24 protein-coding genes are annotated in these 23,416 nt (G+C 70.4%); 13 read left to right on the top strand and 11 right to left on the bottom strand.

Annotated elements, in window-relative coordinates; genetic code table 11:
• Window positions 1-64: 64 nt before the first annotated feature.
• Window positions 65-532 (bottom strand): peroxiredoxin, encoded by a 468-nt coding sequence (locus OHT77_RS42305; protein WP_328833682.1) that lies wholly within the window; start codon window positions 530-532, stop codon window positions 65-67.
• Window positions 529-909 (bottom strand): DoxX family protein, encoded by a 381-nt coding sequence (locus OHT77_RS42300; protein WP_328833681.1) that lies wholly within the window; start codon window positions 907-909, stop codon window positions 529-531. The genes OHT77_RS42305 and OHT77_RS42300 overlap by 4 nt, the downstream gene beginning before the upstream one ends.
• A 127-nt stretch (window positions 910-1,036) precedes the next feature.
• Here OHT77_RS42300 and OHT77_RS42295 point away from each other — a divergent pair, with 127 nt between their 5' ends.
• The 12 genes from OHT77_RS42295 (at window position 1,037) to OHT77_RS42240 (ending at window position 13,738) form a co-directional block, all read left to right on the top strand.
• Window positions 1,037-2,203 carry an acyl-CoA dehydrogenase family protein gene (locus OHT77_RS42295; RefSeq protein ID WP_328833680.1) on the top strand — a complete coding sequence of 389 codons (1,167 nt, stop codon included), beginning with the start codon at window positions 1,037-1,039 and terminating at the stop codon, window positions 2,201-2,203.
• Entirely contained in the window at window positions 2,204-2,971 is a 768-nt protein-coding gene (locus OHT77_RS42290; protein WP_328833679.1) for an SDR family NAD(P)-dependent oxidoreductase, read from the top strand.
• A 188-nt stretch (window positions 2,972-3,159) separates the two neighbouring features.
• Window positions 3,160-3,993 carry a FadR/GntR family transcriptional regulator gene (locus OHT77_RS42285; RefSeq protein WP_328833678.1) on the top strand — a complete coding sequence of 278 codons (834 nt, stop codon included), beginning with the start codon at window positions 3,160-3,162 and terminating at the stop codon, window positions 3,991-3,993.
• Window positions 3,994-4,075: 82 nt separating this feature from the next.
• Complete coding sequence (locus tag OHT77_RS42280; RefSeq protein ID WP_328833677.1) at window positions 4,076-4,876, top strand: enoyl-CoA hydratase/isomerase family protein; 801 nt, start codon at window positions 4,076-4,078, stop codon at window positions 4,874-4,876.
• A gap of 2 nt (window positions 4,877-4,878) precedes the next feature.
• Window positions 4,879-5,850, top strand: a complete 972-nt coding sequence (locus OHT77_RS42275; RefSeq protein WP_328833676.1) for an acyl-CoA dehydrogenase family protein — start codon at window positions 4,879-4,881, stop codon at window positions 5,848-5,850.
• The gene (locus tag OHT77_RS42270; RefSeq protein WP_328833675.1) at window positions 5,847-6,986 is read left to right on the top strand and encodes an acyl-CoA dehydrogenase family protein; all 1,140 of its coding nucleotides are present in this window, start codon (window positions 5,847-5,849) and stop codon (window positions 6,984-6,986) included. The genes OHT77_RS42275 and OHT77_RS42270 overlap by 4 nt, the downstream gene beginning before the upstream one ends.
• A 15-nt stretch (window positions 6,987-7,001) precedes the next feature.
• Window positions 7,002-8,600, top strand: coding sequence for a FadD3 family acyl-CoA ligase (locus OHT77_RS42265; protein ID WP_328833674.1), 1,599 nt, complete (start codon window positions 7,002-7,004; stop codon window positions 8,598-8,600).
• Between the two features lie 16 nt (window positions 8,601-8,616).
• Window positions 8,617-9,828 carry a CaiB/BaiF CoA transferase family protein gene (locus OHT77_RS42260; RefSeq protein ID WP_328833673.1) on the top strand — a complete coding sequence of 404 codons (1,212 nt, stop codon included), beginning with the start codon at window positions 8,617-8,619 and terminating at the stop codon, window positions 9,826-9,828.
• Window positions 9,825-10,661, top strand: a complete 837-nt coding sequence (locus OHT77_RS42255; protein ID WP_328833672.1) for an enoyl-CoA hydratase/isomerase family protein — start codon at window positions 9,825-9,827, stop codon at window positions 10,659-10,661. The genes OHT77_RS42260 and OHT77_RS42255 overlap by 4 nt, the downstream gene beginning before the upstream one ends.
• Window positions 10,661-11,806: a thiolase family protein gene (locus OHT77_RS42250; RefSeq protein WP_328833671.1), complete on the top strand. Its 1,146-nt coding sequence runs from the start codon at window positions 10,661-10,663 to the stop codon at window positions 11,804-11,806. Before OHT77_RS42255 ends, OHT77_RS42250 begins: the two co-directional genes overlap by 1 nt.
• An 11-nt stretch (window positions 11,807-11,817) precedes the next feature.
• Window positions 11,818-12,966, top strand: coding sequence for an acyl-CoA dehydrogenase family protein (locus OHT77_RS42245; protein ID WP_328833670.1), 1,149 nt, complete (start codon window positions 11,818-11,820; stop codon window positions 12,964-12,966).
• A 46-nt stretch (window positions 12,967-13,012) separates the two neighbouring features.
• Entirely contained in the window at window positions 13,013-13,738 is a 726-nt protein-coding gene (locus tag OHT77_RS42240; protein ID WP_328834487.1) for an SDR family NAD(P)-dependent oxidoreductase, read from the top strand.
• A gap of 1 nt (window position 13,739) precedes the next feature.
• Here the strand turns inward: OHT77_RS42240 and OHT77_RS42235 are convergent, their stop codons facing one another.
• Window positions 13,740-14,948, bottom strand: a complete 1,209-nt coding sequence (locus OHT77_RS42235; protein ID WP_328833669.1) for an amidohydrolase family protein — start codon at window positions 14,946-14,948, stop codon at window positions 13,740-13,742.
• Window positions 14,949-14,983: 35 nt separating this feature from the next.
• Window positions 14,984-15,988, bottom strand: coding sequence for a CoA transferase (locus OHT77_RS42230; protein WP_328833668.1), 1,005 nt, complete (start codon window positions 15,986-15,988; stop codon window positions 14,984-14,986).
• A 97-nt stretch (window positions 15,989-16,085) separates the two neighbouring features.
• On the opposite strand from OHT77_RS42230, the gene OHT77_RS42225 reads away from it, so the two are divergent.
• Window positions 16,086-17,060, top strand: a complete 975-nt coding sequence (locus OHT77_RS42225) for an enoyl-CoA hydratase/isomerase family protein (protein WP_328833667.1) — start codon at window positions 16,086-16,088, stop codon at window positions 17,058-17,060.
• 73 nt (window positions 17,061-17,133) lie between these two features.
• Here the strand turns inward: OHT77_RS42225 and OHT77_RS42220 are convergent, their stop codons facing one another.
• The 7 genes from OHT77_RS42220 to OHT77_RS42190 are packed head-to-tail and all read right to left on the bottom strand — an operon-like array spanning window position 17,134 to window position 23,350.
• Window positions 17,134-17,862, bottom strand: a complete 729-nt coding sequence (locus OHT77_RS42220) for an enoyl-CoA hydratase-related protein (RefSeq protein ID WP_328833666.1) — start codon at window positions 17,860-17,862, stop codon at window positions 17,134-17,136.
• Window positions 17,859-19,154: an amidohydrolase family protein gene (locus OHT77_RS42215; protein ID WP_328833665.1), complete on the bottom strand. Its 1,296-nt coding sequence runs from the start codon at window positions 19,152-19,154 to the stop codon at window positions 17,859-17,861. Before OHT77_RS42215 ends, OHT77_RS42220 begins: the two co-directional genes overlap by 4 nt.
• A 23-nt stretch (window positions 19,155-19,177) precedes the next feature.
• A complete protein-coding gene (locus OHT77_RS42210; protein ID WP_328833664.1) occupies window positions 19,178-19,495 on the bottom strand; it encodes a hypothetical protein in 318 nt (105 codons plus the stop codon).
• Window positions 19,461-19,844 (bottom strand): hypothetical protein, encoded by a 384-nt coding sequence (locus OHT77_RS42205; RefSeq protein ID WP_328833663.1) that lies wholly within the window; start codon window positions 19,842-19,844, stop codon window positions 19,461-19,463. The genes OHT77_RS42210 and OHT77_RS42205 overlap by 35 nt, the downstream gene beginning before the upstream one ends.
• The gene (locus OHT77_RS42200; protein WP_328833662.1) at window positions 19,841-20,548 is read right to left on the bottom strand and encodes an ABC transporter ATP-binding protein; all 708 of its coding nucleotides are present in this window, start codon (window positions 20,546-20,548) and stop codon (window positions 19,841-19,843) included. The genes OHT77_RS42205 and OHT77_RS42200 overlap by 4 nt, the downstream gene beginning before the upstream one ends.
• Complete coding sequence (locus OHT77_RS42195) at window positions 20,545-21,255, bottom strand: ABC transporter ATP-binding protein (RefSeq protein ID WP_328833661.1); 711 nt, start codon at window positions 21,253-21,255, stop codon at window positions 20,545-20,547. Before OHT77_RS42195 ends, OHT77_RS42200 begins: the two co-directional genes overlap by 4 nt.
• Complete coding sequence (locus tag OHT77_RS42190; RefSeq protein ID WP_328833660.1) at window positions 21,236-23,350, bottom strand: branched-chain amino acid ABC transporter permease; 2,115 nt, start codon at window positions 23,348-23,350, stop codon at window positions 21,236-21,238. Before OHT77_RS42190 ends, OHT77_RS42195 begins: the two co-directional genes overlap by 20 nt.
• Between the last annotated feature and the right edge of the window lie 66 nt (window positions 23,351-23,416).

Genomic DNA, 23,416 nt, shown 5'->3' with positions numbered 1-23,416 from the left:
ATCGTCCAGGATGGTCCCTATACCGCACCACAACAACCGCGCTACGGCATTTGCGGCTCCTGTGTCACTTCCGGTGGGTGCGGAGTGCGGCGAGGGCGCGGTCGGCGTGGGTGTTCATCCGCAGTTCGCTGGAGACGACCTCGAGGATCGTGCGGTCCTCGGCGATGACGAACGTGACCCGCTTGGTGGGCGCGAGGGAGAACCCGCGCTTGACCCCGAATCGCTCCCGGATCGTGCCGTCGGCGTCCGAGAGCAGCGGCATGCCGAGGGTGTGCTTCCCGGCGAACTCCTGCTGCTTGTCGACGGTGTCGCCGCTGATGCCGACGGGCCGGGCGCCGACGGCCGCGAACTCGGCGGCCAGATCACGGAAGTGGCAGGCCTCGGCGGTGCAGCCGGCGGTCATCGCGGCCGGATAGAAGAAGAGCACCACCGGTCCTTCGGCGAGCAGTCCGCTGAGGCTGCGTTCCGTGCCGGTCTCGTCCGGCAGCGTGAAGTCCTCGACCTTGTCACCGACGTCCAGGCGTCCTGTCATGACCGTCCCTCCCCATTCTTCGCGACACTACGGGCCCACAGTACGAGGGGAATCTGCAGCGGCAGCCGCCCGTAGGCCGCCGCCTTCTGCGGGGCCGGGCGGTCCCGCCAGTCCAGCGCCATCTGCACGTTGGCGGGGAACACGCCGACGAAGAATCCCGCGGCGGCCAGCGCTGCCGTACGCCGGGTGCGCGGCGCGGCGATCCCCGCGGCCAGCGCCAGCTCCACGACCCCGCTCGCGTACGTCCACGTCCGGGGCGACCCCGGCAGGGAGCGCGGGATCGTCGCGTCGAACTGCTTCGGCGAGGCGAAATGGGCGACCCCCGCGGTCGCCAGCAGACCGGCGAGCAGCAGCGACGAGCGTTCGGACCGGGACACGGTTCCTCCTCTGATGGCCTGCCGCGCGATGTTACTCCACGGTAAGCGGGCGCGGTGACGACCCCTCTACTTCTTCGGTCTGACCTTTGATATGTTTCGCAATCGGAACCGGAGAAGGGTCCCGTCCATGGACTTTGAACTGACCGAGGACCAGGAAACGATCCGCAAGTCCGTCGCCGGACTGCTGCGCGACTACGGCGACCAGTACTGGATGGCGAAGGACCAGGCCCACGAGTTCCCGACGGAGTTCTACGACACCGTCGCGGGCGGCGGCTGGCTCGGCATCACCATCCCCGAGGAGTACGGCGGCCACGGCCTCGGCATCACCGAGGCCAGCCTGCTCCTCGAAGAGGTGGCGCGGTCCGGCGGCGGCATGAACGCGGCCAGCGCGATCCACCTGTCGATCTTCGGCATGCACCCGGTGGTGGTCCACGGCTCCGAGGAGCTGAAGCGGCGCACCCTCCCCCGCATCGCCTCCGGCGACCTGCACGTCTGCTTCGGCGTCACCGAACCGGGCGCGGGACTCGACACCGCGAGCATCACGACGTACGCCCGACAGGACGGCGACCACTACGTCGTCAACGGCCGCAAGGTGTGGATCTCCAAGGCGATGGAGTCGGAGAAGATCCTGCTGCTGACCCGCACCAGCAGGGCGGACGAGGTCACCAGGAAGACCGACGGGATGACCCTGTTCCTCACGGACATCGACCGCGACCGCATCGACGTCCGCCCGATACCGAAGATGGGCCGCAACGCCGTCACCTCGAACGAACTCTTCATCGACGATCTGCGCATCCCGGTGGAGGACCGCGTCGGCGAGGAGGGCCAGGGCTTCCGCTACCTCCTCGACGGCCTCAACCCGGAACGCATGCTGATCGCGGCCGAAGCCCTCGGCATCGGCCGGGCCTCCCTCGACAAGGCCGTCCAGTACGGCAAGGAGCGCATCGTCTTCGGCCGCCCGATCGGCATGAACCAGGCCATCCAGTTCCCCCTCGCGGACTCCCTGGCCCGCCTCGACGCAGCGGAACTCGTCCTCCGCAAAGCGACATGGCTGTACGACAACGGGCGGCCCTGCGGTCGGGAGGCGAACACCGCCAAGTACCTGTGCGCCGACGCCGGGTTCACCGCCGCCGACCGGGCGCTGCAGACCCACGGCGGCATGGGTTACGCGGAGGAGTACGGCGTGGCCCGCTACTTCCGCGAGGCCCGTCTCATGCGCATCGCACCGATCAGTCAGGAAATGATCCTGAACTACCTGGGATCGCACACGCTGGGACTCCCGAGGAGCTACTGAATGACCGACAGCACAGGGCTGTTCGACCTCACGGGCCGGTCCGCGCTGGTCACCGGCGCCGGCGGCGGCATCGGCTCCGCAGTCGCCGAGGCACTGGCCCGAGCGGGTGCCGCGGTTCTGGTGACCGACGTCGACGAGTCGGCCGCCGCGGCCGTCGCAGGGAAGATGAACGCGGCGGGACTCACGGCGGACAGCGCGCCCCTCGACGTACGGGACCGGTCCGCCGCCGACACCGCGGTGGCCCGCGCGGCGGCGCTCGCCGACGGGACGCTGCACATCCTGGTCAACAACGCCGGGGTCATCGCCCCCGCGATGTTCGACAAGCTGGAGGAGGAGGCGTTCCGGCGCGTCCTCGACATCCATGTGATGGGCACCTTCCACTGCGCGCAGGCCGCGCTGCCGTTCCTCCCGGACGACGGCAGAGGGCGGATCATCAACGTCACCTCGTCGGCGGGCCTCGTCGGCACGCTCGGGCAGGTCAACTACTCGGCCGCCAAGGCGGGCATCATCGGCCTGACGAAGTCCCTGGCCCGCGAACTGGCGCGGCGGCGCGTCCTGGTGAACGCCCTCGCCCCGCTGGCGGCGACTCCCATGACGGAGACCATCCGGACCAACGAGAAGTTCGCGGCCCAGATGCTCGCCCGCATTCCGTTGGGCCGCTGGGCGCAGCCGGCGGAGATCGCGGGCAGCTTCGTGTTCCTCGCCTCGGACGCGGCCTCCTTCATCACGGGGCAGGTGCTGCCGGTGGACGGGGGGATGGTGATGTGAGGGGCGGAGTGCGGGGTGTACGGCGTGGTGGTGTGCCGGGGCTCGCGCAGGCTGCGCGGCAAGCTGACCCGCCGGGCTCGGGCGGACTGTGCGGCAAGCTGACGTGCCGGGAGCTGTACGAGCCGCGCGGCACGGTGATGTGACAGGCGCCGCGCGTGCTGTGTTGAATGGTTCAGCCAAAGAGGCCGATGAGCGCGGCCTTCGACGAGAGGGCTGAACCTGTGCAGAGCGCCGAGCACCCTTCCCGCACCGCCCGGGGACGCGGGGCGGCCGGTGAACCCCGGCCGCGCTTCGACACGCTCACCGTCCCCAAGGCCTCGGACGTCCTCGCGGGCGAGGTGCGCGAGCGGATCCTCTCCGGGGAGTTCACGGAGGGCACCGCGCTGCCGCCGGAACGCCAACTGGTCGAGCAGACGGGGTTGAGCCGGGCGACGGTGCGCGAGGCGCTGCGCATCCTGGAGGTCGAACGGCTCCTGGAGATCCGGCCGGGGCGTGGCGGCGGCGCCTTCGTGCACCGGCCGGGCCGCGAATCCCTCGCGAACACCGTGCGGTTGGTGATCCGGGGCCAGCGCATCCGGCTGGAGGACCTGCACGAGACCCGGGAGGCGATCGAGCCCGCGTGCGCGGCACTCGCGGCGAGGCGCCGCACGGACGCCGACCTCGCCGAACTGGACGACGCCCACACGGATCTCGTCGCGGCGGACGAGGACATCCAGCGCTTCCTGCGCGCCAACATCCGCTGGCACAACGCGGTGGCGCGAGCCGGCGAGAACGAGCTTCTCATCGGGTTCATGAGCGCTCTCTCGCAGTCGATCCACGCGGCCACCAACATCGAGCAGTTCATGGACGCGGACATCCGCAAGCTCACCGCCCGGGCCCACGCCCGCATCACCGAGGCGATCCGGAACCGCGACAGCGAGGCGGCGATGCGCCGGATGACCCGCCATGTGTGCGGCTTCGCGCGGGCCGCGGCGGAGGTCGACCAGCGGGACGGCGTGGACCTCACGGATCCGGAGAACTGATCCCCTCACGGGTGAGAATCTGATTCTCTTTCTCGTGCAACACCATTGACACTATCGGTCTGACCTTTAATACCATCGCGGTATGAGCAAGGTGAGTCCCGTGCTGACCGTGGCCGCCGACGGAGACGTCCGCATCGTCACCCTGAACCGCCCCGACCGGCTGAACGGCGTCTCCGAGGAACTGCACCGACGCCTGTCGGAGGTGTGGCGCGAACTCGCGGACGACACAAAGGCCCGGGCCGTCGTCCTCACCGGCGCGGGCCGCGCGTTCAGCGCGGGCGGCGACTTCGACCATCTCCTGCGGCACCACACCGACCCGGAGCTGCGGGAGCGGTCCATCCGCCTCGACCGCACCATCCAGACGGAGATGATCCGCTTCCCGCTGCCGGTGATCGCCGCCGTCAACGGCCCCGCGGTGGGCCTGGGGTGCAGCCTCGCCCTCGCCTGCGATCTCGTACTGATCGCCGAGGACGCCTACTTCGCGGACCCGCATGTGTCGGTGGGCCTGGTGGCCGGCGACGGCGGAGTCACCCTCTGGCCTCTGCTGACAAGCCTGTTGAGGGTCAAGGAGTACCTCTTCACCGGCGACCGCATCCCCGCCCCCAAGGCGGTCGAACTCGGCCTCGCCAACCGCACGGTCCCGCCCGACGACCTGATGCGCGAGGCCCTCGCCCTGGCCCACCGGCTCGCGGCGCAGCCCGCCGAGGCCCTCCGCGCCACGAAGCTGGCTCTCGCCACGCTGGTCGAGCAGGTGTCGCGCGGCGCGATGGAAGCGGCACTGATGGCGGAACGGGCCACGATGACCAGCCCGGACCACATCAGGATCATCACCGAACTCGCGTCCCGTGCCGAACGGCGCGCCAAGCCCCCTGAGGAGAACTGAGCGTGGACCGCGAGGAGTTCGTCCTGGTCCGCGACATGGTCCGCTCCCTGGCGACCCGCTTCGGCGTGACCTCCGCCGACGAGGTGAAGCCGTCGACCCGGGCGACCGCCCAACAGGCTCTGGACGAACTGGGCTTGACCGATCTACGGCGCACCTCACCCCCGGCGGCGACCGCACAGGAGTGCGCGCTCCTCGCCGAGGAACACGGCCGCCACCCGCTCACCACGTCCCTGCTTGGCACGGTCCTCCTGGCCCCCGAACTCCTCCGCCTCCTCGGCACCGACGCATCAGGAACAACCCCGACCATCGCGCTCACCCGCGAACTCCGCTTCCCCGGAGGAACATTGACCGACCTCGTCGCCTGGGACTGCGAGGGAGCCGACAGCGCGCTCTGCGTCACCGACGACGGGACAGTCACCCGGGTCGAGTTGGGGCCGTCGGCGCCGAGTACAGACCTCGTACGCTCGGTGCGCGCGGTCCCCCCGGACGGCCCCACGCAGGTCGTAGGACACCTCACCGCACCCGACCAACTCCGCTGGCAGGCCTACGCGCTCGTCGTCGTGACGGCAGAACTCATCGGCGCGGCACGCTCGTTGGTCGAGCAGAGTGTCGAATACGCCCGCGTCCGGCACCAGTACGGACAACCGATCGGCTCCTTCCAGGCCGTCCAGCATCTTCTCGCGGACGCGACGGTCCTGGCCGAGGCCTGCACCAGCGTCACGCGCTACGCCGCCTGGTGTCTCGACAACGAGCCCCCGGAGCGGGCCCTGACGGCGGCGCGGGTGGCGAAGACGGAGGTCAACTCCTCGGCGCTGGAGGCGGTGTATGCCGCCATGCAGGTCTTCGGCGGAATCGCCCAGACCTGGGAGCACGTCGCGCACCTGTATCTGCGAAAGGTGCGCCTGGGGTCGACGCTGCTCGCCACGACGGCCGAACTGCTGCCCGCGCTGGCCGTACCGGAGGCGACGCGATGACCGACACCCCGCTCGACTTCGGCGACCCGGCCGACCTGGACCGGCTGCGGCGGGACTTCCGCGCCTGGCTGGCCGAACACCCGCTTCCCGAACGGCAGTCGGGCGAACCGGTACCGGTCTTCCTGCACCGCTGGCACCGGTTGCTGCACTCGGGCGGCTGGGTCGGCCTCGACGTCCCGGAGCGCTACGGCGGCCGGGGCCTGACCGCGCTGCACCAGGTCGCGATCAGTGACGAACTGGGCGCCTGCCGCGCCCCGGGTGTCCCCCGAATCGGCTATCTCGCCCACGCGCTGCTGGAGTTCGGCTCGGAGGAACAGCGACTCCGGTTCCTGCCAAGGATGTTGGCGGGCGACGAGGTGTGGTGCCAGGGCTTCAGCGAGCCGGGCGCCGGTTCGGACCTGGCGGGCATGACCACCTTCGCCGCGCGGCACGACGGCTTCTACACGGTGCGTGGCCAGAAGCTCTGGACGAGCTACGCCCAGTACTCCGGCCTGTGCCTGCTGCTGGCCCGCACCGACCGCTCGGCACCGGCCCACCAGTCGATCTCGGCGTTCGTCCTGCCCCTGGACCGCCCCGGGGTGACGGTACGGCCGCTGCGCGCGGCCAACGGCGACGACGAGTTCTGCGAGCTGTTCCTGGACGACGTCCGCATCGAGGAGGCCGAGCGTATCGGCACCGAGGGCGTCGGCTGGGCGCTGGCGATGACGACGGTGTCGTACGAGCGCAACGCCCTCGACACCGGGCACATCTCGAAGTACGGGCTGCTCGTCGAGCGGCTGCGGCGTCACGCCACCGAGCACCAAGGCCGCCTGCCCGACGGGCTGTTGTCCCGGATCGGCCGGTGTGTCGTCGACTACGAGGTGCTGGTGGCGCACGCCCGCCGCCGTACCGCCGAACGCCTCGGCGGACAGGTCGCGGGAGCGGAGTCGTCCGTGGACAAGCTGCTGATGACGAGGACCGAACAGCGGCTCTACGACACGGCGCTTGAGGTGTTCCCGGCCGAACTGTTCGGGGAGGGCGGTGAGTTGTTCGGCGACTATCTGTACTCCCGTGCGGCTTCCGTCTACGGCGGCACCTCCCAGATCCAGCGGAACATCATCGCCAAGCGGATCCTGCATCTGCCCTCGAACGGTTAGCCCTGGAGCCGACTGATGCGCTACGACGACGAATTCCTGAGCATTCCGAACGTCATCAGGCTGGCCGCCCGGCGCTTCGGGGACGCCACGGCGCTCATCGACGGTGACCGTCGGTGGACGTTCCGGGAGCTGGAGGCGCAGATGATCGACGCGGTCCGCGCCACCATGGCGCTCGGCGTCATGCCGGGCGACCGGGTCGGGCTGTGCGCCCCCAACTCGGCGGAGTGGATCTTCGCAGCGCTGGGCATCCATGGGGCCGGAGCGATCCTCGTGCCACTCAACACACGGTTCAAGGCGGGAGAGCTCTCGTACATCCTGCGGAAGTCGGGCGCGGCGGCCGTGTTCGCCTCGCCCTTCCTCGGCAACGACTACATCGGCGAGCTGCGGAAGGCCGACCCGGGGCTGCCGGCTCTCCGGAAGACGGTGTCCGTTCTCGGTCCGCAGGGTGCGGCGGAACTCGCCTGGAACGACTTTCTCAGCGCGCGAGAAGGCGTTTCCACGGCTGCGGCCCATGAGTCGATCGACCGGTTGACGCCGGACGACGTGTCCGACGTGATGTTCACGTCCGGCACGACCGGCCACCCGAAGGGCGTGATGCTCAGTCACGGCCAGTCCCTGCGCGCCTACGGCTGGATGGCGAAGGAGTACACGTTCGAGACCTCGGACACCTTCCTGGTGATCCCGCCCTTCTTCCACTGCTTCGGCTACAAGGCGGGCTGGCTGGCCTCCTTGATGCACGGGGTGACCGTGATCCCGATGCCCGTCTTCGACGCCGGTCGCGCGCTGGACCTCATCGCCAGGGAACGGGTCAGCATCCTCCTAGGACCGCCGACCATCTTCCACGACCTCGTCAACCACCCCGACCGCCGGGCACACGACCTGTCGTCGCTGCGGGTCTCCATGACAGGCGGCACCACGATCCCGGAATCACTGATCCGCGCCATGAAAACGGAGCTGTCGATCGACATCGTGATGAGCGCCTACGGCCTCACGGAGTCGACGGCGCTGGTGACCACGACCCGCGTCGGCGACTCCGAGGAGACCGTCGCCCACACCACCGGAAGCGCCATTCCCGGTGTTCAGGTACGGATCATCGCCGCCGACGGTCTGGACGTGCCGATCGGCCTCGACGGCGAGATCCTCGTCCGCGGCTACAACGTCACGCGTGGCTACTGGGACGACCCCGACGCCACCGCCGCGACGATCGACGCCGAGGGCTGGCTGCGCACCGGGGACATCGGCCGGCTCGACGACGACGGCAATCTCGCCATCGTCGACCGCAAGAAGGAGCTGTACATCGTCGGCGGCTTCAACGCCTACCCGGCGGAGATAGAGAAGCTGCTTCTCGACTGCGAGAACATCCAGCAGGTCGCCGTGATCGGCGTTCCCGACGAGCGCCTCGGCGAGGTCGGCTGCGCCTTCGTGGTCCCACCGCCCGACCAGACGCCGACCGAGGCCGACGTCATCGCCTGGGCCCGCGAGCGCATGGCCAACTTCAAGGTCCCCCGGCATGTCCGCTTCGTCGACCAACTCCCTCGCAACGCAAGCCAGAAGGTGCTGAAGGACGAACTCCGGACTCAGTTCACGACCGCGACCCGAGACTCGACGATCTGAGATGACGAGTTCCGACATGTCGCGTTCCGCATCGACAGCAACAGGGCCGCTCGCCGGAATCACCGTGGTCGCGCTGGAGCAAGCCATCTCCGCCCCCATGTGCACCCGCACGCTCGGCGACTTCGGCGCCCGCGTGATCAAGGTCGAGAACCCCAAGGGCGGCGACTTCGCCCGCCACTACGACGACGTGGTCAAGGGCCTGGGAGCGCACTTCGTCTGGGTCAACCGGGGCAAGGAGTCGGTGGCCCTGGACCTGAAGACACCCGCCGGTATGGCCGTCCTGCACCGCCTGCTGGAACGCGCCGACGTCCTCGTCTCCAACCTCACCCCCGGCACCACGGCCAAACTCGGCCTCTCCCCCGCCGACCTGACGACCCGTCACCCCGACCTCATCCCCGTGGAGATCGACGGCTACGGCCCCGGCGGCCCCCTCTCGCACAAGCGCGCCTACGACCTCCTCGTCCAGGCCGAGTCGGGCGCCTGCGCGGTGACGGGCCACCCCGGAGCACCGGCCAAGCCGGGTCCGCCGGTGGCCGACGTGTGCAGCGGGCTGTACGCGGCCCTGTCCGTGGTCGCGTTGCTGTGCGGCAGGGGGCGCGGGGTCGAACCCGCCGCCTCCTCGGTCGCGGTGAGCCTGTTCGACACGATGACGGAGTTGATGGGGTACCCGCTCACCTACACCCGCCACTCCGGCATCGAGCAGCAGCCGCTCGGCATGAGCTCCCCCGCCGTCGCACCCTACGGCGCCCACCGCACCGCCGACGGCCACACCGTCGTCCTCGGCACGACGAACGACCGTGAATGGCAGCGCCTGGCGCGGGAGTTGATCGACCGGCCAGACCTCGCGGACGACCCGCGCTTCCGCAGCAACGCCGGGCGGGTGGAACACCGCGCCGTGCTGGAGCCGGAGATCAGCGCCTGGTGCGCACGGCACGACCTCGCCGACATACAGGACCTCGCGGACGCGGCCGGTATCGGCAACTCCCGCTACAACACGCCAAGCGATGTCATCGCCCACCCGCATCTGCGCGCCCGCGAGCGGTGGCGCGAGATCGACACCCCGTCGGGTCCGGTCCCGGCTCTGCTGCCGCCCCCAGTCATCGCCGGGTACGACCCGCCGATGGGCGCGGTTCCCGCACTCGGCCAGCACACGGACGCCGTACTGGCCGAACTCGGCCTCACCGACGCGGAGATCGCAGCTCTACGAGACCAGGGAGCCGTGCGATGACCGGGCAGCCGGTGCTGCTGACGAGCGACACCGACGGCGTCCGGACGCTCACCCTGAACCGGCCCCACCGCAAGAACGCGATCGACGCAGAGCTGTGGGACACCCTGAGAACGGCGCTCTCCGCGGCGGGCAGCGACCGTACGGTACGCGCGCTGGTCCTGACCGGAGCCGGGAACGCCTTCTGCTCCGGGGCCGACATCCGCAACGGCGTCAGCAGTGAGCACCCCCTGTACCGGATGCGGACCCTGAGCGAAGTCACCCTGCTGCTGCACGAGTTGCCGATCCCCACGATCGCCAAGGTGAGCGGCGTGGCGGTCGGCGCGGGCTGGAATCTCGCCCTGGGCTGCGACTTCGTCGTGGCCACCCCGGACACCACGTTCTCGCAGATCTTCGCGCGCCGCGCTCTGTCCCTGGACTGCGGTGGTTCCTGGCTGTTGCCGAAGCTGGTGGGGTTGCAGCAGGCGAAGCGGCTGGTGCTGCTGGCCGAGACGATCGGCGCGGCTGAGGCCCACTCCCTGAAGCTGGTGACGTGGGTCGTGGACGCCGACAAGATCGACGTTTTCGTCGACGACCTCGCGGCCCGGCTGGTGGGCGGAGCACCCGTCGCGCTCGCCCAGAACAAGGCACTCCTCAATGAGAACGCCGATCGCACCCTGCGCGAGGCCCTTGCCGGTGAGGCGCGGGCGCAGGCCATGAACTTCGCCACGGCGGACGTCCCGGAGGCGTACGCCGCGTTCACGGAGAAACGCCCGCCTCACTACACGGGCCGCTGGGCGGTACCGGGAACAGCGGCGCCCGGAACAACCGCGCCGACAGCTACGGAGGACTCGTGATGCGTGAGGCAGTGGTGGTGGAGGCGGTCCGTACCGCCGTCGGCAAGCGGAACGGCGGCCTGGCTGGCGTGCACGCGGCCGATCTCTCGGCCCTCGTCCTTCAAGCCTTGGTCGACCGTACGGGTCTCGACCCCGAGGTCGTCGACGACGTGGTGTGGGGCTGCGTGGGGCAGCTGGGCGACCAGTCGAGCAACATCGGCCGCTACGCGGTGCTGGCCGCGGGATGGCCCGAGACCATCCCGGGTACCACGGTGAACCGGGCCTGCGGATCGAGCCAGCAGGCCCTGGACTTCGCCGCCCAGGCGGTCATGTCGGGTCAGCAGGACGTCGTGGTGGCGGGCGGGGTAGAGGTGATGAGCCGGATACCGCTGGGTGCTTCACGGGCCGGCGGGACACCGTACGGCCCTCAAGTCCTCGCGCGTTACGAAGGGTTCTCCTTCAACCAGGGCGTCTCCGCCGAGAAGATCGCGCAGAAGTGGGGGCTGGGCCGGGGTGTTCTCGACGAGTTCTCGGCGCTGTCGCACGAGCGGGCGGCGGTCGCGCAGGACGGCGGCGCGTTCGCCGCGCAGATCGTGCCGGTGACGGACGGCCCGAACACGGTGACCGCCGACGAGGGGATACGGCGCGGCACGACCGTCGACACGCTCGCGAGGCTGAAACCGTCCTTCCAGGAGGACGGCGTGATCCACGCGGGCAACTCCTCGCAGATCTCCGACGGAGCCGCAGCCCTGCTGGTCACCACCCCTGAAAAAGCACGCGAGTTGGGGCTGACGCCGATCGTGCGATACCGAGCGGGCGTTGTCACCGGTTCCGATCCGGTCCTCATGCTGACCGGACCGATCCCGGCGACGGAGAAGGTACTCCGCAAGGCGGGCGTCGGCCTCTCCGATGTCGGGGTCTTCGAGGTCAACGAGGCCTTCGCGTCCGTCCCGCTCGCCTGGCTGGCCGAGACCGGCGCGGACCCCGCCCTGCTCAACCCGCTCGGCGGCGCCATCGCGCTCGGACATCCGCTCGGCGCGTCGGGTGCCGTCCTGATGACCCGCATGATCCACCACATGCGCAACCACGGGATCCGCCACGGCCTGCAGACCATGTGCGAGGGCGGCGGCACCGCCAACGCCACCGTCGTCGAACTCGCTCTCTGACAGGGGATGTTGTGCGCCGAGACGTCTTCACCGACGACCACGAGGCGTTCCGCGGGCTCGCGCGGGACTTCATCGCCAAGGAGGTGGTACCCCACTACGCCGAGTGGGAGGAGGCCGGCCGCCTACCCCGCGCGCTCTTCGAACAGCTCGGCTCGATCGGCCTGTTGGGCACGGCCGTCCCCGAGGAGTACGGCGGAGCGGGCCTCGCCGACTACCGTTACAACGTCGTCCTCCAGGAGGAAGCGGCCCGCGCCCTGGTCACGTTGGGCACCGTGCGCACCCAACTCGATGTCGTCCTCCCGTACTTCCTCGCCTACGCCGACCGGAATCAGCGCGAGCGCTGGTTCCCCGGCCTGGTCTCCGGGAAGATGCTGACGGCCATCGCGATGACCGAGCCGGGCACGGGCTCCGATCTCGCCGGTATCCGTACGACGGCTGTTCGCGACGGGGATGCGTACGTTCTCAACGGCGCGAAGACCTTCATCACCGGCGGGCTCCTCGCCGGCCTGGTCATCGTCGTCGCCCGTACGTCGACCGACCCGGACAACCGCCGCGCCGGGCTCACCCTGCTCGTCGTCGAGGACGGCATGCCCGGCTTCACGCGCGGCCGGGTGCTGCACAAGATGGGCATCAAGGCGCAGGACACGGTGGAGTTGGCCTTCGACGACGTACGCGTCCCGGTCGCCAACCGGCTCGGCGAGGAGGGCGCCGCGTTCGGCTACCTCGGCCACAACCTCCCCCAGGAACGCATGACCGTCGCCGTCGGATCAGTGGCGCAGGCACGAGCGGCCCTGGACACGACCATCGCCTACGTCAAGGAGCGCAAGGCGTTCGGCAAGACCGTCGCCTCCTTCCAGAACACCATGTTCGAACTCGCCGCCGTAGCAGCAGAGATAGAGGCCGCGCAGGCCATGCTGGACCGTGCGGTGCTCGAACTCGTCGCGGGTGACCTGAGCGGTCCCGACGCCGCCAAGGTCAAACTCTTCTGCACCGAGATGCAGGCCCGCGCGGTCGACCGCTGCCTGCAACTGTTCGGCGGCTACGGCTACATGCTGGAATACCCCATTGCCCGGCTCTACGCGGACGCGCGCATCACCCGCATCTACGCCGGGACGAGCGAGGTCATGAAGGTCATCATCGCCAAGTCCCTCGGATTGTGAGGCGGTTACGGTGCCGGACTTCTCCAGCAGGCCGGGTGTCGCGTTCGTGGCGGGCGGCTCGGGCGGGATCGGGGCGGCGATCGTCCGACTCCTCGCCGAACGCGGCAGCGACATCGTGTTCACCTATCGCGCCAACCAGGAAGCGGCCGGCGCGGTGGCCGCCGAGGTCACGAAGCTGGGCCGTCAAGTCCGCTCGCTGCGGCTGGACTTGACCGACGAGTCCGCCACGGCCGAGGCCGTGTCCGAGGCGGCCGACGGCATCCACACCCTCGTGTACGCGGCGGGCCCGCACGTCCCGATGCGGCACCTGAGCACGGTGACGCCGAGCGAGTACCGCACCCAACTCGAGGGCGACGCCGTCGCGTTCTTCAACCTGGTGCATCCCGCGCTCCCGTTGCTGCGCGAGAGCCGAGGCAGCATCGTCGCCGTCACGACCGTCGCCACCCGTCGCTTCCCGGTGCGCGACGGTCTGTCGTCGGGCGCGAAGGGCGCGGTCGAGGCCGTGGCCAGAGCACTCGCCGCCGAGGAGGGCCGCTACGGCGTCCGCGTGAACTGCGTGGCCCCCGGCATGCTCAACGACGGTATCGCCGGCCGTCTGATCAGCACGGGCGAACTGGACGAGGCCGCCCTCGCCGTCACCCGGCGCAACATTCCGATGCGCCGCTTCGGCGATGCGACCGACATCGCGGAGGCGGTCGCGTTCCTCGCCTCGGACCGCGCCAGGTTCATCACCGGGCAGGCGCTGGGCGTCGACGGCGGATACAGCGTGTAGGTCACGCGGGGCCGATACGTCGCCCCAACACATAGGTGGCACGGACCAGTTCGCCGGTCAGCGTGCGAAGCGCCTCGCTCAGCGGCACGTGGAGCAGGCACAGGTCGGCGTCGGCCCCGACCGTCAACCGGCGAGGCCGCCCGGGGTGTTGGGGCTCGCCGGTGAACAGCCGTAGAGCCGCCAGGGGTTGGAGTCGCTCGCCGTCCTCGCGTTCGGTCGCGGCCCGCATGACCGCCCAGGGGTCGGGGGTGCCATACGGCGCGTCGGTGCCGGCGGCGAGGGGTACGCCCGCTTCGGTCAGGGTCCGGCAGCGGTAGAGGTGCGGGCGGTCGTCGGCGTCCACGTCGGCGGCGTAGGCCTCGGCCCGCTCGGCCGGGAAGTGGGGCTGGGTCACGACCGTCACACCGAGCCGTCGTAGCCACGGGATCGTCTCGGCCGGGATCACCGACCCGTGCTCGATCCGGTCGCCGTCGGCCGGTCCCACCTCGTCCAGTGCGAGCAGCGTCACCAGCAACTGCACCCGGGTCACACAGTGCACGGCGACCGGGCGGGGTCTGATCTCCCCTATGGTGCGGGCGAGTTGGACGGGTGTGGGGAGTGTCGGATCGTCGAGCATCAGTTTCACGGGTTCGTCGATGCCCATGACGAGGAGCCGTTGCGGGAGGACGGACAGCATCTGGGTGAGGCCGCTCGCGGGGTGCGGGTCGGCGTTGGTGAACCCCGTGACGCCGAGCGCCGCCGCCCGTCGCCCCACCCCCTCCAAGTCCAACCGCACGGGTGGCACGAACCCGCGCAGGCGCTCGTCCTCGCGCCAGAACCGCCCGTCGCCGTCCAGTCCGACCGCCCGCAGCGCGGCGCTGTTCCACACCCACAGCGCGCCGGTGCGATGCTGCACCCGCACCGGCCGGTCCGGCGCGAGCGCGTCAAGCGCCCATCGGTCCAGGTCCCCCGCGACGCTCTCGTGGTAGCCGACGGCCCGCACCCACTCCCCCGGCGGACCACCAACCAGGGCCGCAGCAAACGCCGTTCGGCCTCGCACGTCCATCGGCCCGACCCGCACGGAGGCGGCCTCGGCGGCCAGCGCCGCGAGGTGGATGTGGTGGTCGTGCAGACCCGGCAGCAACGCACCACCCCGGCCGTCCACGTCGACCGTCCCGGCCAGTCCGGCCCCGATGTCGGCGATCCGCCCGGCGTCAATCCGTACGTCCACCACCTCCGCGTGGCCCTCGACCTCAACGTTCCTTATCAGCACGGTGGTTGGGCCAGGTTTCGGGCGTCCGCGAGTGTCGCGGCGCAGGCCGACATGGAGACGCAGAGCAGTTCGCCGCCTCCCTCGGCCAGGGAACGGGCCACGGCCTGGGCGGCGAACACACCGGTGACGGGGTCGGCGAGCGCGTCGCCGAGGAAGACGGGGTCGCCCACCGGGTCGTGGCCCGTCAGTCCGCCGGCGGCGGCAGCGTCGTCTCCGAAGGCGATACGGTCGTTCTCGCGGCCGTATCCGGTGATGCCGACCCAGACCCGGCCGGGGCGTGCGGCGAGGAACTCCTCGGCGCGCAGCCCGAGTCGGCGCAGCGCGCGCGGCCGTGACGCCTCGATGACGACATCGGCCTCGGCGACGATGGCGTCCAGCGCACCGGGAGCGAAGTCCACGACCACGCTGCCGTGCCCGTCGTGCAGCCAGCGGTAGAGGGCGGGCGTCCCGTAGCGCGCACCGTCGGGTCGCGTCGCGCTCTCCACCTTCACCACCCGCGCTCCCGCCAGCCCCAGCAACCGTGCGCACAACGGCCCCGCCCAGAGCGCCGAGAAGTCAACGACCCGTATCCCCGCCATCGCGCGGAAACGCCGTTCACCCCAGCGCTCCGCATGAACTGCGGGCCGGCCGCCCTGCGCCGATCCCGGCACGGCAGCGGCGATGCCGAGAATCCGCGCCGCCTCGGCCACTTCGGTCGCCGTGTTCCGCCGTACCGCCGCATGCAGACCCTCAGGCTCGTCCGGCGAGCCGAGGAGTGCGAGGAGAGCGGGTACGGCGGCCAGGTCGTCGGGGCGGGCCAGGTTCACGGCGACCCAGCCGTCGGCGGTTTTGAGGAGGTGACAGGAGCCGTTGGCCGATGTCCTGGACGGGCGTTCCAGGCCTGCCAGTTGGGCCCGTAGGAAGAGAGCCGACGGCAGGTCGACCGGGACGCCGGTCAGCTCGGTGAACGAGTCGGCGGTGTCGACGAGCGGGGCAAGGTACGGCTCGACGGAGGCCATCCAGGAATGGAGAGTGTGATTCTCTATGATTCGAACCCCCTTCTCACCACAGGTGATCTCAAATTACACTCCGGTCCACACCTGGAGGGAGATCACTGTGGAGTCGCCCTTCGTGATCGTCGACCTCGACCGCACCCCGTCCCGTGAACTGGATGCCGGAGACCGGGACCGTGTCGTGATCGGCGTGGCAGCGGAACCAAGGGGTGCGGTCGAGGGGTTCGACGTTCTCCTCACCGGTGTTTCCGATCCGCCCAGGCCGTGGGTGGGGTGCGCGGACCCGCATGCGACGGCCCAGCAGCTGGGCCGCATCGTCGAGAGTCGGCCCGCCGCGTGCGTCACCCTGGTGCAGGTACTGCGGATGGGCAGCGGCCTCTCCATCCCCGACAGGCTGATTCTCGAATCCCTCGCGTACTCGACGCTTCAGGGCGGAGCGGCCTTCCGCTCCTGGCTGGCCACCGCGCCCCGGCGCACTCCACGGCCCGCCGAGACGCCCGTACGGCTGGATCGCGACGGCTCCCGGCTGTCCATCACGCTGGACCGACCCTGGGTGCGCAACGCGTTCGACGCGGCCACGCGGGACGCGCTGTGCGAGGCCCTCGAAGTGGCCGCGGCCGACCCGTCGATCAGCCGGGTCGAGCTGTACGGCAACGGTCCGGCCTTCTGCAGCGGCGGCGACCTCGCCGAGTTCGGTACGTCCCGTGATGCGGCGCAGGCTCATCTGGTGCGGGTTCATCGGAGCCCGGCCGCGCTGCTGCACCGCTGCGCTTCCCGGGTGACCGCGCATCTGCACGGTGCGTGTGTCGGCGCGGGGATCGAGCTCGCGGCTTTCGCGGGGCGGGTGGTCGCCGCACCGGATACGGTGATCCGCTTGCCGGAGATCGGGATGGGGCTGATCCCGGGTGCGGGTGGCACCGCGAGCATTCCGGTGCGGGTCGGTCGGGAGCGGACGGCGTATCTCGCCCTGTCCGGGGCCGAGTTGAGCGTCAGGGAGGCGCTGCGCTGGGGGCTCGTCGACGAGATCGGCGACCTGGACGACGCGACTGCGGCCGCTCGGCAAGCCTTCCGGTTCTAAGTCCTGGTGACCTTCGCTCCGGTGTTCCCGAGACCATCCTGCGGCCTCGCGAACACCGGAGTCCGGGGCTGAGTCACTTCCCCGTCCACACCGGACTGCGGCGCTCGGCGAAGGCCCGTGCCCCCTCCACCGCGTCGGCGCTCTTGAACACCGCCGTGACCTCGTCCGGTTCGGCCCAACGGCGTTCTCGCATCAGCTTCTTGGTCATCGCGACGCCGAGAGGGCCGTTCTCGGCGATGCGCCCGGCGAGGGCCAGCGCGGCCTCTCGCACCTCACTGGCCGGGACGGCGCGGTTGACCAGGCCGAACCGTTTCGCCTCCGAGGCAGTGACGAGGACGCCGGTCAACCCCATCTCCAGGGCGACGGCGAGCGGTACCCGGTCAGCAAGCGTCGTACCACCGCCGGCCGCGAACAGCCCCCGTTTCACCTCGGCGATCCCCAGCCGCGCGTCCTCCGCGGCGACCACCAGGTCGCAGGCCAGGGCGAGTTCGAAGCCGCCGGCGAGTGCCGAGCCGTTGAGGGCGGCGATCACCGGCGTGGCGATGCCCTCGCGAAAGAACCACACCAGGCCGTCGAAGCTGCCGCCGCCCTTCGCGAACGCCTTGAGGTCCATGCCGGCACAGAAAACCGTTCCGGCGCCGGTGAGGACGATCGCGCGGACCGACGGGTCGGTGTCCGCTTCCCGGAGGACGACTGACAGATCGTCAATCAGCTCCGGGTTGAGGGCGTTTCGGGCCTCCGGACGGTTCAGCGTCGCCACGAGGACGGCGCCGATCCGTTCCGTCAGGACCAGGTCGCTCATCGGGCCGCCGCCACGGCCGCCCGGGCCTTGGAACGGAACGCCTCCAACTTCTCGGCGGGCTCGATGAGTTGGTGGCTGCGGGAGCGGGTGCTGACGTCGTGGCCCTCGGCCGCCTTGCGCAGGGCGCCCACGGTGGCCTGTTCCCGCGGGATGTGCGCGAAGGGATCGAAGGAGTACCAGCGCATCGCGTTCTCGTAGGTGATCTTCCGGGCCTCGTCGTCGGGGACGTCGCAGCTCGACAGCACGTCGTGCAGCTGCTCGGGGGCGTCCGGCCACAGCGAGTCGCTGTGCGGGTAGTCGCCCTCCCAGCAGATGTTGTCGATGCCGATGTCGTGGCGCAGCCGTACGCCCAGCTTGTCGGTGATGAAGCAGGTCAGGAAGTGCTCGCGGAAGATCTCGGAGGGCAGCTTGCCGCCGAAGTCCTGGAGGGTCCAGGTGGAGTGCATCTCGAAGGTGCGGTCGAGGCGCTCCAGGAAGTACGGGATCCAGCCCGTCCCGCCTTCCGAGAGGGCGATTTTCAGGTTCGGGAACTGTTTGATCGGGGGCGACCAGAGCAGGTCCGCCGCGGCGGAGACGATGTTCATCGGCTGGAGCGTGATCATCACGTCGGGCGGCGAGTCGGCGGCCGGGACGGCGAGCCTGCCGGAGGAGCCGATGTGCACCGACATGACGGTATCGGTGTCGGACAGCGCGCGCCAGAGCGGGTTCCAGTACGGGTCGTGGAAGCTCGGGTAGCCGAGGACGGCGGGGTTCTCGGTGAAGGTGAGCGAGTGGACGCCCTTCTCGGCGACCCGGCGCACCTCGGCCGCGCACAGTTCCGCGTCCCAGATGGCGGGCAGCGCCATGGGGATGAAGCGTCCCGGGTAGGCGGCGCACCACTCGTCGATGTGCCAGTCGTTGTAGGCCCGTACGAGTGTGAGGGAGAAGTCCACGTCCTTGGTGGCGAACAGGCGGGCCGAGAAGCCGGGGAAGGACGGGAAGTTCATCTGGGCAAGGATGCCGCCCGCGTTCATGTCCTTGATGCGTTCGTGCACGTCGTAGCAGCCGGGGCGGATCTCGTCGAGGCCCTGCGGTTCGACGCCGTACTCCTCCTTGGGCCGGCCGGCCACCGCGTTGAGCGCCGAGTTGGTGATGGTTGCGCCGCCGAACTGCCACACGTCGGTGCCGTCGTCCCGGTGGACCAGTTGGGGCGCCTCTTTTTTGTAGCGCTCGGGGAGGTGGTTCACGAACATGTCGGGGGGTTCGATGATGTGGTCGTCGACGCTGATGAGGATGAGGTCGTCGCGGTCCATGACGGCTCCTTACGGGGGTGGGATCAGTCGGAGGCGGGCAGCGGCTTGGCCGCCTTGAGGGTCATGGGGGCGCCGTCACAGGTGAGTTCGCCCGCACCGGAGGCGGTGCAGAGGAGTTCGAGCGTCCCGGTGGTGTCGACGTACCGCTTGCCGATGAGGGTGGTGGTGCCGGCCGGTCCGGGTTTCACCGGGGGCGCCTCGGCGGCGGGGACCAACGGGCTGCCGCCGCAGGCGAGTTGGGGTGATGCGGCGGCGGGTGCGCGGATGACGACCACGCGGGTGCCGCAGACGGTGCTGGCGAGTTGGTCACCGGGGCGCGGTGTCGGTGCCGGTGGGGTCATGGCGGAGGTCCCTTTCGAGCAGGCGGTCGGCGAGGAGTTCCACGTCGTAGGACTGTCGGGCCATCCAGTACCGCAAGAAGCCGGTGAGCGAGTACCGCAGGAAGAGCGCGGACCCGACGACGCTGCCGGAGACGGCGGCCAGGCCGAGGGTGAGAGCGTCGTTCTGCACCAGTGGGTCGCTGGTGTTGTGCGAGATGAAGTAGGCGGATACGCCGAGGACGACGCCGATCGTCATCAGGGCGGCGCCCGCGCGCAGCCAGAGAGCGGCCTTTCCGGCTGCGGGGTCCGGGATTTTCAGGACGGTGAGTTCGCGGACGAAGCGGTCCGCTCGCGTCTCCGTGGTTGTCATGTGGAACTCCCCAGGTAGAGAGCGGACAGTTCGGCGCGCAACCCGTCGCCGGGGTGGCCCCGCCGTTCGACCCGGCCGCGTACGAGGACGGCGGCGTGGTCGCAGATGTCGAGGACCGCGGCGGCGAACTGCTCGACGACCAGGACGGCGACGCCCTGCCGGGCGATCTCGCCGACCTGTTCGTAGAGGCGGCCGACGACCAACGGAGCGAGTCCCATGGAGAGTTCGTCGAGCAGCAGGACGGCGGGGTCGGTGGTGAGGCCGCGGGCGAGGGCGAGCATCTGCTGTTCGCCGCCGGAGAGGGTGCCTGCCGCCTGTCCCGCCCGCCGGGCCAGGACGGGGAAGCGGGCGAACGCGATCTCCTCGATCTCCTCCCGGCCGCGGCCGGTGAAGGTCATCATGAGGAGGTTGTCGCGGACGGACAGGTTCGGGAAGACGCCCCGTCCTTCGGGGATGAGGCAGACTCCGGCGCGGGCCAGGTCGCGGGGGTCGGCGCCGGTCATGTCCCGTCCGCCGAGCAGGAGTTGGCCCGACTCGGCGGGGTGGACTCCGGCCGCGACCCGCAACGTGGTGGTCTTGCCCGCGCCGTTGGGGCCGAGCAGTGCCACCACCTGTCCTGCGGCGACGTCGAGGTCGACGCCGTGCAGGACGGTGATGCGTTCGTGGGCGGCGCGGATGCCGCACAATTCGAGAAGTGCGCTCACGCGTCCCCCAGGTAGGCGGCGAGAACGGTTTCGTCGCTGCGGATCACCTCGGGCGGGCCGGCAGCGATGATCTTGCCGAGGTCGAGGACGTAGACCTCGTCGCATACGGCCATCACGAGGCTCATGTCGTGCTCGACGAGGACGACGGCGGTTCCGTCGCCGGTGAGGGCGCGCAGGAGTTCCGCGAAGCGTTCGGTCTCCTCGGCGTCCTGTCCTGCGGCGGGTTCGTCGAGGAGAAGCACCTTCGGGCGGATCGCGAGCGCCCGCCCCACCTCGACGAGACGGCCAACTCCCGTGGGCAGGGCGTCGGGTGAGGTGTCGGCGTGGCCGGTGAGACCGAGCCGGTGCAGGATCTCGGTGACGGCCTGTTCCGCGCGGCGGCGCTCGGGGCCGAGTTCGGCGGCGACGAGGAGGTTGTCGCGCACGCTGAGCCGGCCGAACAGTTCCAGGCGCTGGAAGGTGCGGGCGAGTCCGTGCCGGGCGCGTGCGGAGGGCCGGGACCGGGTGATGTCCCGTCCGTCCAGCCGGACTTGGCCCGAGGAGGGCCTGCGCAGTCCGGACGTGACGTCGAACAGGGTGCTTTTTCCTGCCCCGTTGGGTCCGATGAGTCCGGTGACCCGGCCCGCCTCGGCGCTGAGGGCGACTCCGTCGAGAGCGCGGTTCCCGCCGAAGGAGACGGTCACTCCGCTAACCTGCAGCGACGCCACGGGCCAGCACCTCCTGGTCCTCGGGGCGCCACGCACGCCGTAGACCCCACCACTCGACGGGGATCTCCGGTTCGGCCGGAGCGGCCTGCCGGGCGGTCGCCCACGAGCGGAGTGCCATGGCGAGGACGAGTGAACCGCCGTAGTACGCCCAGTCGTTGATGACGTCCGTGAAGCGCAGGGCCCAGGCCGCGGCGAGGAGGCAGAGCAGCGCGGGCAGGGCGATGCGGTCGCGGGCGAGGGGCTCCCACTGCCGGCGGAAGCGGAGGACGATGCCGTCGGGGTTGTGGCCGAGTCCGACGCCGGCGAGGCCGGGGAGCAGGGCGACGAGGTTCGCGGTGCCGGGGGCGATGGCGATCAGGGCGTTGGTCGGGCCGGCGAAGGCGGTGCCGGCGAAGAGTCCGTTGCCGACCGCGCCAAGGCCGCCGACGACGGCGACGAGGAAGATGGGCAGTCCCGCCACCAGGCTGAACTGGTCGGCGGTGACGGTGTGTTGCTGCATTCCGTACAGCGCTCCGCCGAGTCCCGCGATGCCGGAGGCGAGGGCGAACACGGCGACCTTGGCGACCAGCAGGTTGCCGCCGAGGGTGGCGTACGCGGCCTCGCTGTCCCGCAGGGCGATCAGCCGCCGGCCGAAGCGGCTGCGGCGCAGGGCCGCCACACCGATCGAGGCGAGGGCGAGGCAGACAGCGGAGAACACCATCAACTGCCTCCCGCTGTCGAGCCGGAGGCCGAACAGATCGGGTCCTGTGATATCGACCGAGCCCTGGTCGAACAGGGCGATCCGCACGCCGAGAACGTGGAAGGCGGGGAGCGTGAAGATCCACCGGTCGAGGATCACGGCGAACGCGGCGGTGCCCAGGGCGAGATACACACCGGAGAGCCGCAGCGCGGGCAGTGCGACCAGTGCTCCGGCGACCGCCGAGACGAGGACCGTGGCGCCGAGCGCCCAGAGTTCGCCGTGCGCGCCGAGGTGTCCCCAGACGACCGCTCCGATGCCGGCCATGCTCAGCTGACAGAGGGAGACCTGGCCTGCGTATCCGGTGAGCGGGACGTACGAGAGCGCCACCACTCCCAGCGAGAAGATCGCTCCGTAGGTGATCAGGTCGGCTTCTCCGAGCAGAGAAGCAAGTACCGCACCGAAGGTGATGACGACCGCGGCGAACACGAGGGTGCCGCGCGCGCTCGGCACCGGGACCCGGGCCAGCCGGCGTTCGCGGCCGCGCAGGCGTCGGTGCGGGAAGACCAGCAGCGCGAGGAGGAGCAGCAGGGCGGGGGCGGCGAGCCGTAGGCCGGGAAGGTAGTCGTTCTGCGGGAGGTAGCCGGTCAGGTAGCTCTCCATGCAGCCGACGACGACGGCGCCGAGGAAGGTGAGCGGGAGGCTGCGCAGTCTGCCGAAGACGGCCGCGGTGTAGGCGCTGACGATCAGCAGGGAGAGCTGGGCGGCGTCCAGGGTGACCGTCGGGGCGATCAGGATGCCGCCGATCGCGGCGAGTTGGGTGCCGAGGATCCAGGAGACCCGGCCGGCCCGCACGGGGTCGGCGCCGGTGAGGCCGACGAGGGCCCGGTCGTCGACGGCCGCGCGCATCTCGGCTCCGGCGCGGGTGCGGTAGAGCAGGACGCGCAGGCCGACGGCGACGGCGACGGCCACCGCCATGGTGATGGCCTGGTGCCAGGTGATGACGGCAGGGCCGAGGTGGATGGGCTTGCGGCCGGCGAAGAACATCGGCAGGGGGCGCGCCACGTTCGGGTCCCAGATCCAGCGCGCGGCGGCGATGAGGCCGCTGAGCAGCGCCACCGTCATCACCAGCCGTTCGGCCTCGCCGAGGGCCTGGACGGGCCGCAGCACGTAGCGCTCGACGAGTAGTCCGAAGCCGGGGGCGAGCACGAGCAGCACCACGGCCAGGGCGACCGGGACGGGCCAGCCCCAGCCGACGGTGAGCTGCCAGTACATGAACGCGGACAGCATGCCGGCCGCGCCGTGCGCGAAGTTGAACACGCCGGTGGTGGTGTAGGTGAGCACGAGCCCACTGCCGATGACGGCATAGATCGCGGCCGTGCTCAGGCCGACGATCCCGAAGGTGAGGAACTGGTCCATCGCGTCGGATCTCCCCTCTCCATCGCTGGAAACTAGCTTCTCATCTACGGAGAATCAACCATTCAG

Source organism: Streptomyces sp. NBC_00252 (assembly GCF_036187565.1).
Classification (GTDB): Bacteria; Actinomycetota; Actinomycetes; order Streptomycetales; family Streptomycetaceae; genus Streptomyces.
This window is presented reverse-complemented; position numbering and strand designations above follow the sequence as displayed.

What these genes read in the sequence shown, in the direction of transcription:
- OHT77_RS42305 (WP_328833682.1), bottom strand. Translation starts at nt 532, where the DNA reads ATGACAGGACGCCTGGACGTCGGTGACAAGGTCGAGGACTTCACGCTG.
- OHT77_RS42295 (WP_328833680.1), top strand. Translation starts at nt 1,037, where the DNA reads ATGGACTTTGAACTGACCGAGGACCAGGAAACGATCCGCAAGTCCGTC.
- OHT77_RS42290 (WP_328833679.1), top strand. Translation starts at nt 2,204, where the DNA reads ATGACCGACAGCACAGGGCTGTTCGACCTCACGGGCCGGTCCGCGCTG.
- OHT77_RS42285 (WP_328833678.1), top strand. Translation starts at nt 3,160, where the DNA reads ATGAGCGCGGCCTTCGACGAGAGGGCTGAACCTGTGCAGAGCGCCGAG.
- OHT77_RS42280 (WP_328833677.1), top strand. Translation starts at nt 4,076, where the DNA reads ATGAGCAAGGTGAGTCCCGTGCTGACCGTGGCCGCCGACGGAGACGTC.
- OHT77_RS42270 (WP_328833675.1), top strand. Translation starts at nt 5,847, where the DNA reads ATGACCGACACCCCGCTCGACTTCGGCGACCCGGCCGACCTGGACCGG.
- OHT77_RS42265 (WP_328833674.1), top strand. Translation starts at nt 7,002, where the DNA reads ATGCGCTACGACGACGAATTCCTGAGCATTCCGAACGTCATCAGGCTG.
- OHT77_RS42260 (WP_328833673.1), top strand. Translation starts at nt 8,617, where the DNA reads ATGTCGCGTTCCGCATCGACAGCAACAGGGCCGCTCGCCGGAATCACC.
- OHT77_RS42255 (WP_328833672.1), top strand. Translation starts at nt 9,825, where the DNA reads ATGACCGGGCAGCCGGTGCTGCTGACGAGCGACACCGACGGCGTCCGG.
- OHT77_RS42250 (WP_328833671.1), top strand. Translation starts at nt 10,661, where the DNA reads ATGCGTGAGGCAGTGGTGGTGGAGGCGGTCCGTACCGCCGTCGGCAAG.
- OHT77_RS42230 (WP_328833668.1), bottom strand. Translation starts at nt 15,988, where the DNA reads ATGGCCTCCGTCGAGCCGTACCTTGCCCCGCTCGTCGACACCGCCGAC.
- OHT77_RS42220 (WP_328833666.1), bottom strand. Translation starts at nt 17,862, where the DNA reads ATGAGCGACCTGGTCCTGACGGAACGGATCGGCGCCGTCCTCGTGGCG.
- OHT77_RS42215 (WP_328833665.1), bottom strand. Translation starts at nt 19,154, where the DNA reads ATGGACCGCGACGACCTCATCCTCATCAGCGTCGACGACCACATCATC.
- OHT77_RS42210 (WP_328833664.1), bottom strand. Translation starts at nt 19,495, where the DNA reads ATGACCCCACCGGCACCGACACCGCGCCCCGGTGACCAACTCGCCAGC.
- OHT77_RS42205 (WP_328833663.1), bottom strand. Translation starts at nt 19,844, where the DNA reads ATGACAACCACGGAGACGCGAGCGGACCGCTTCGTCCGCGAACTCACC.
- OHT77_RS42190 (WP_328833660.1), bottom strand. Translation starts at nt 23,350, where the DNA reads ATGGACCAGTTCCTCACCTTCGGGATCGTCGGCCTGAGCACGGCCGCG.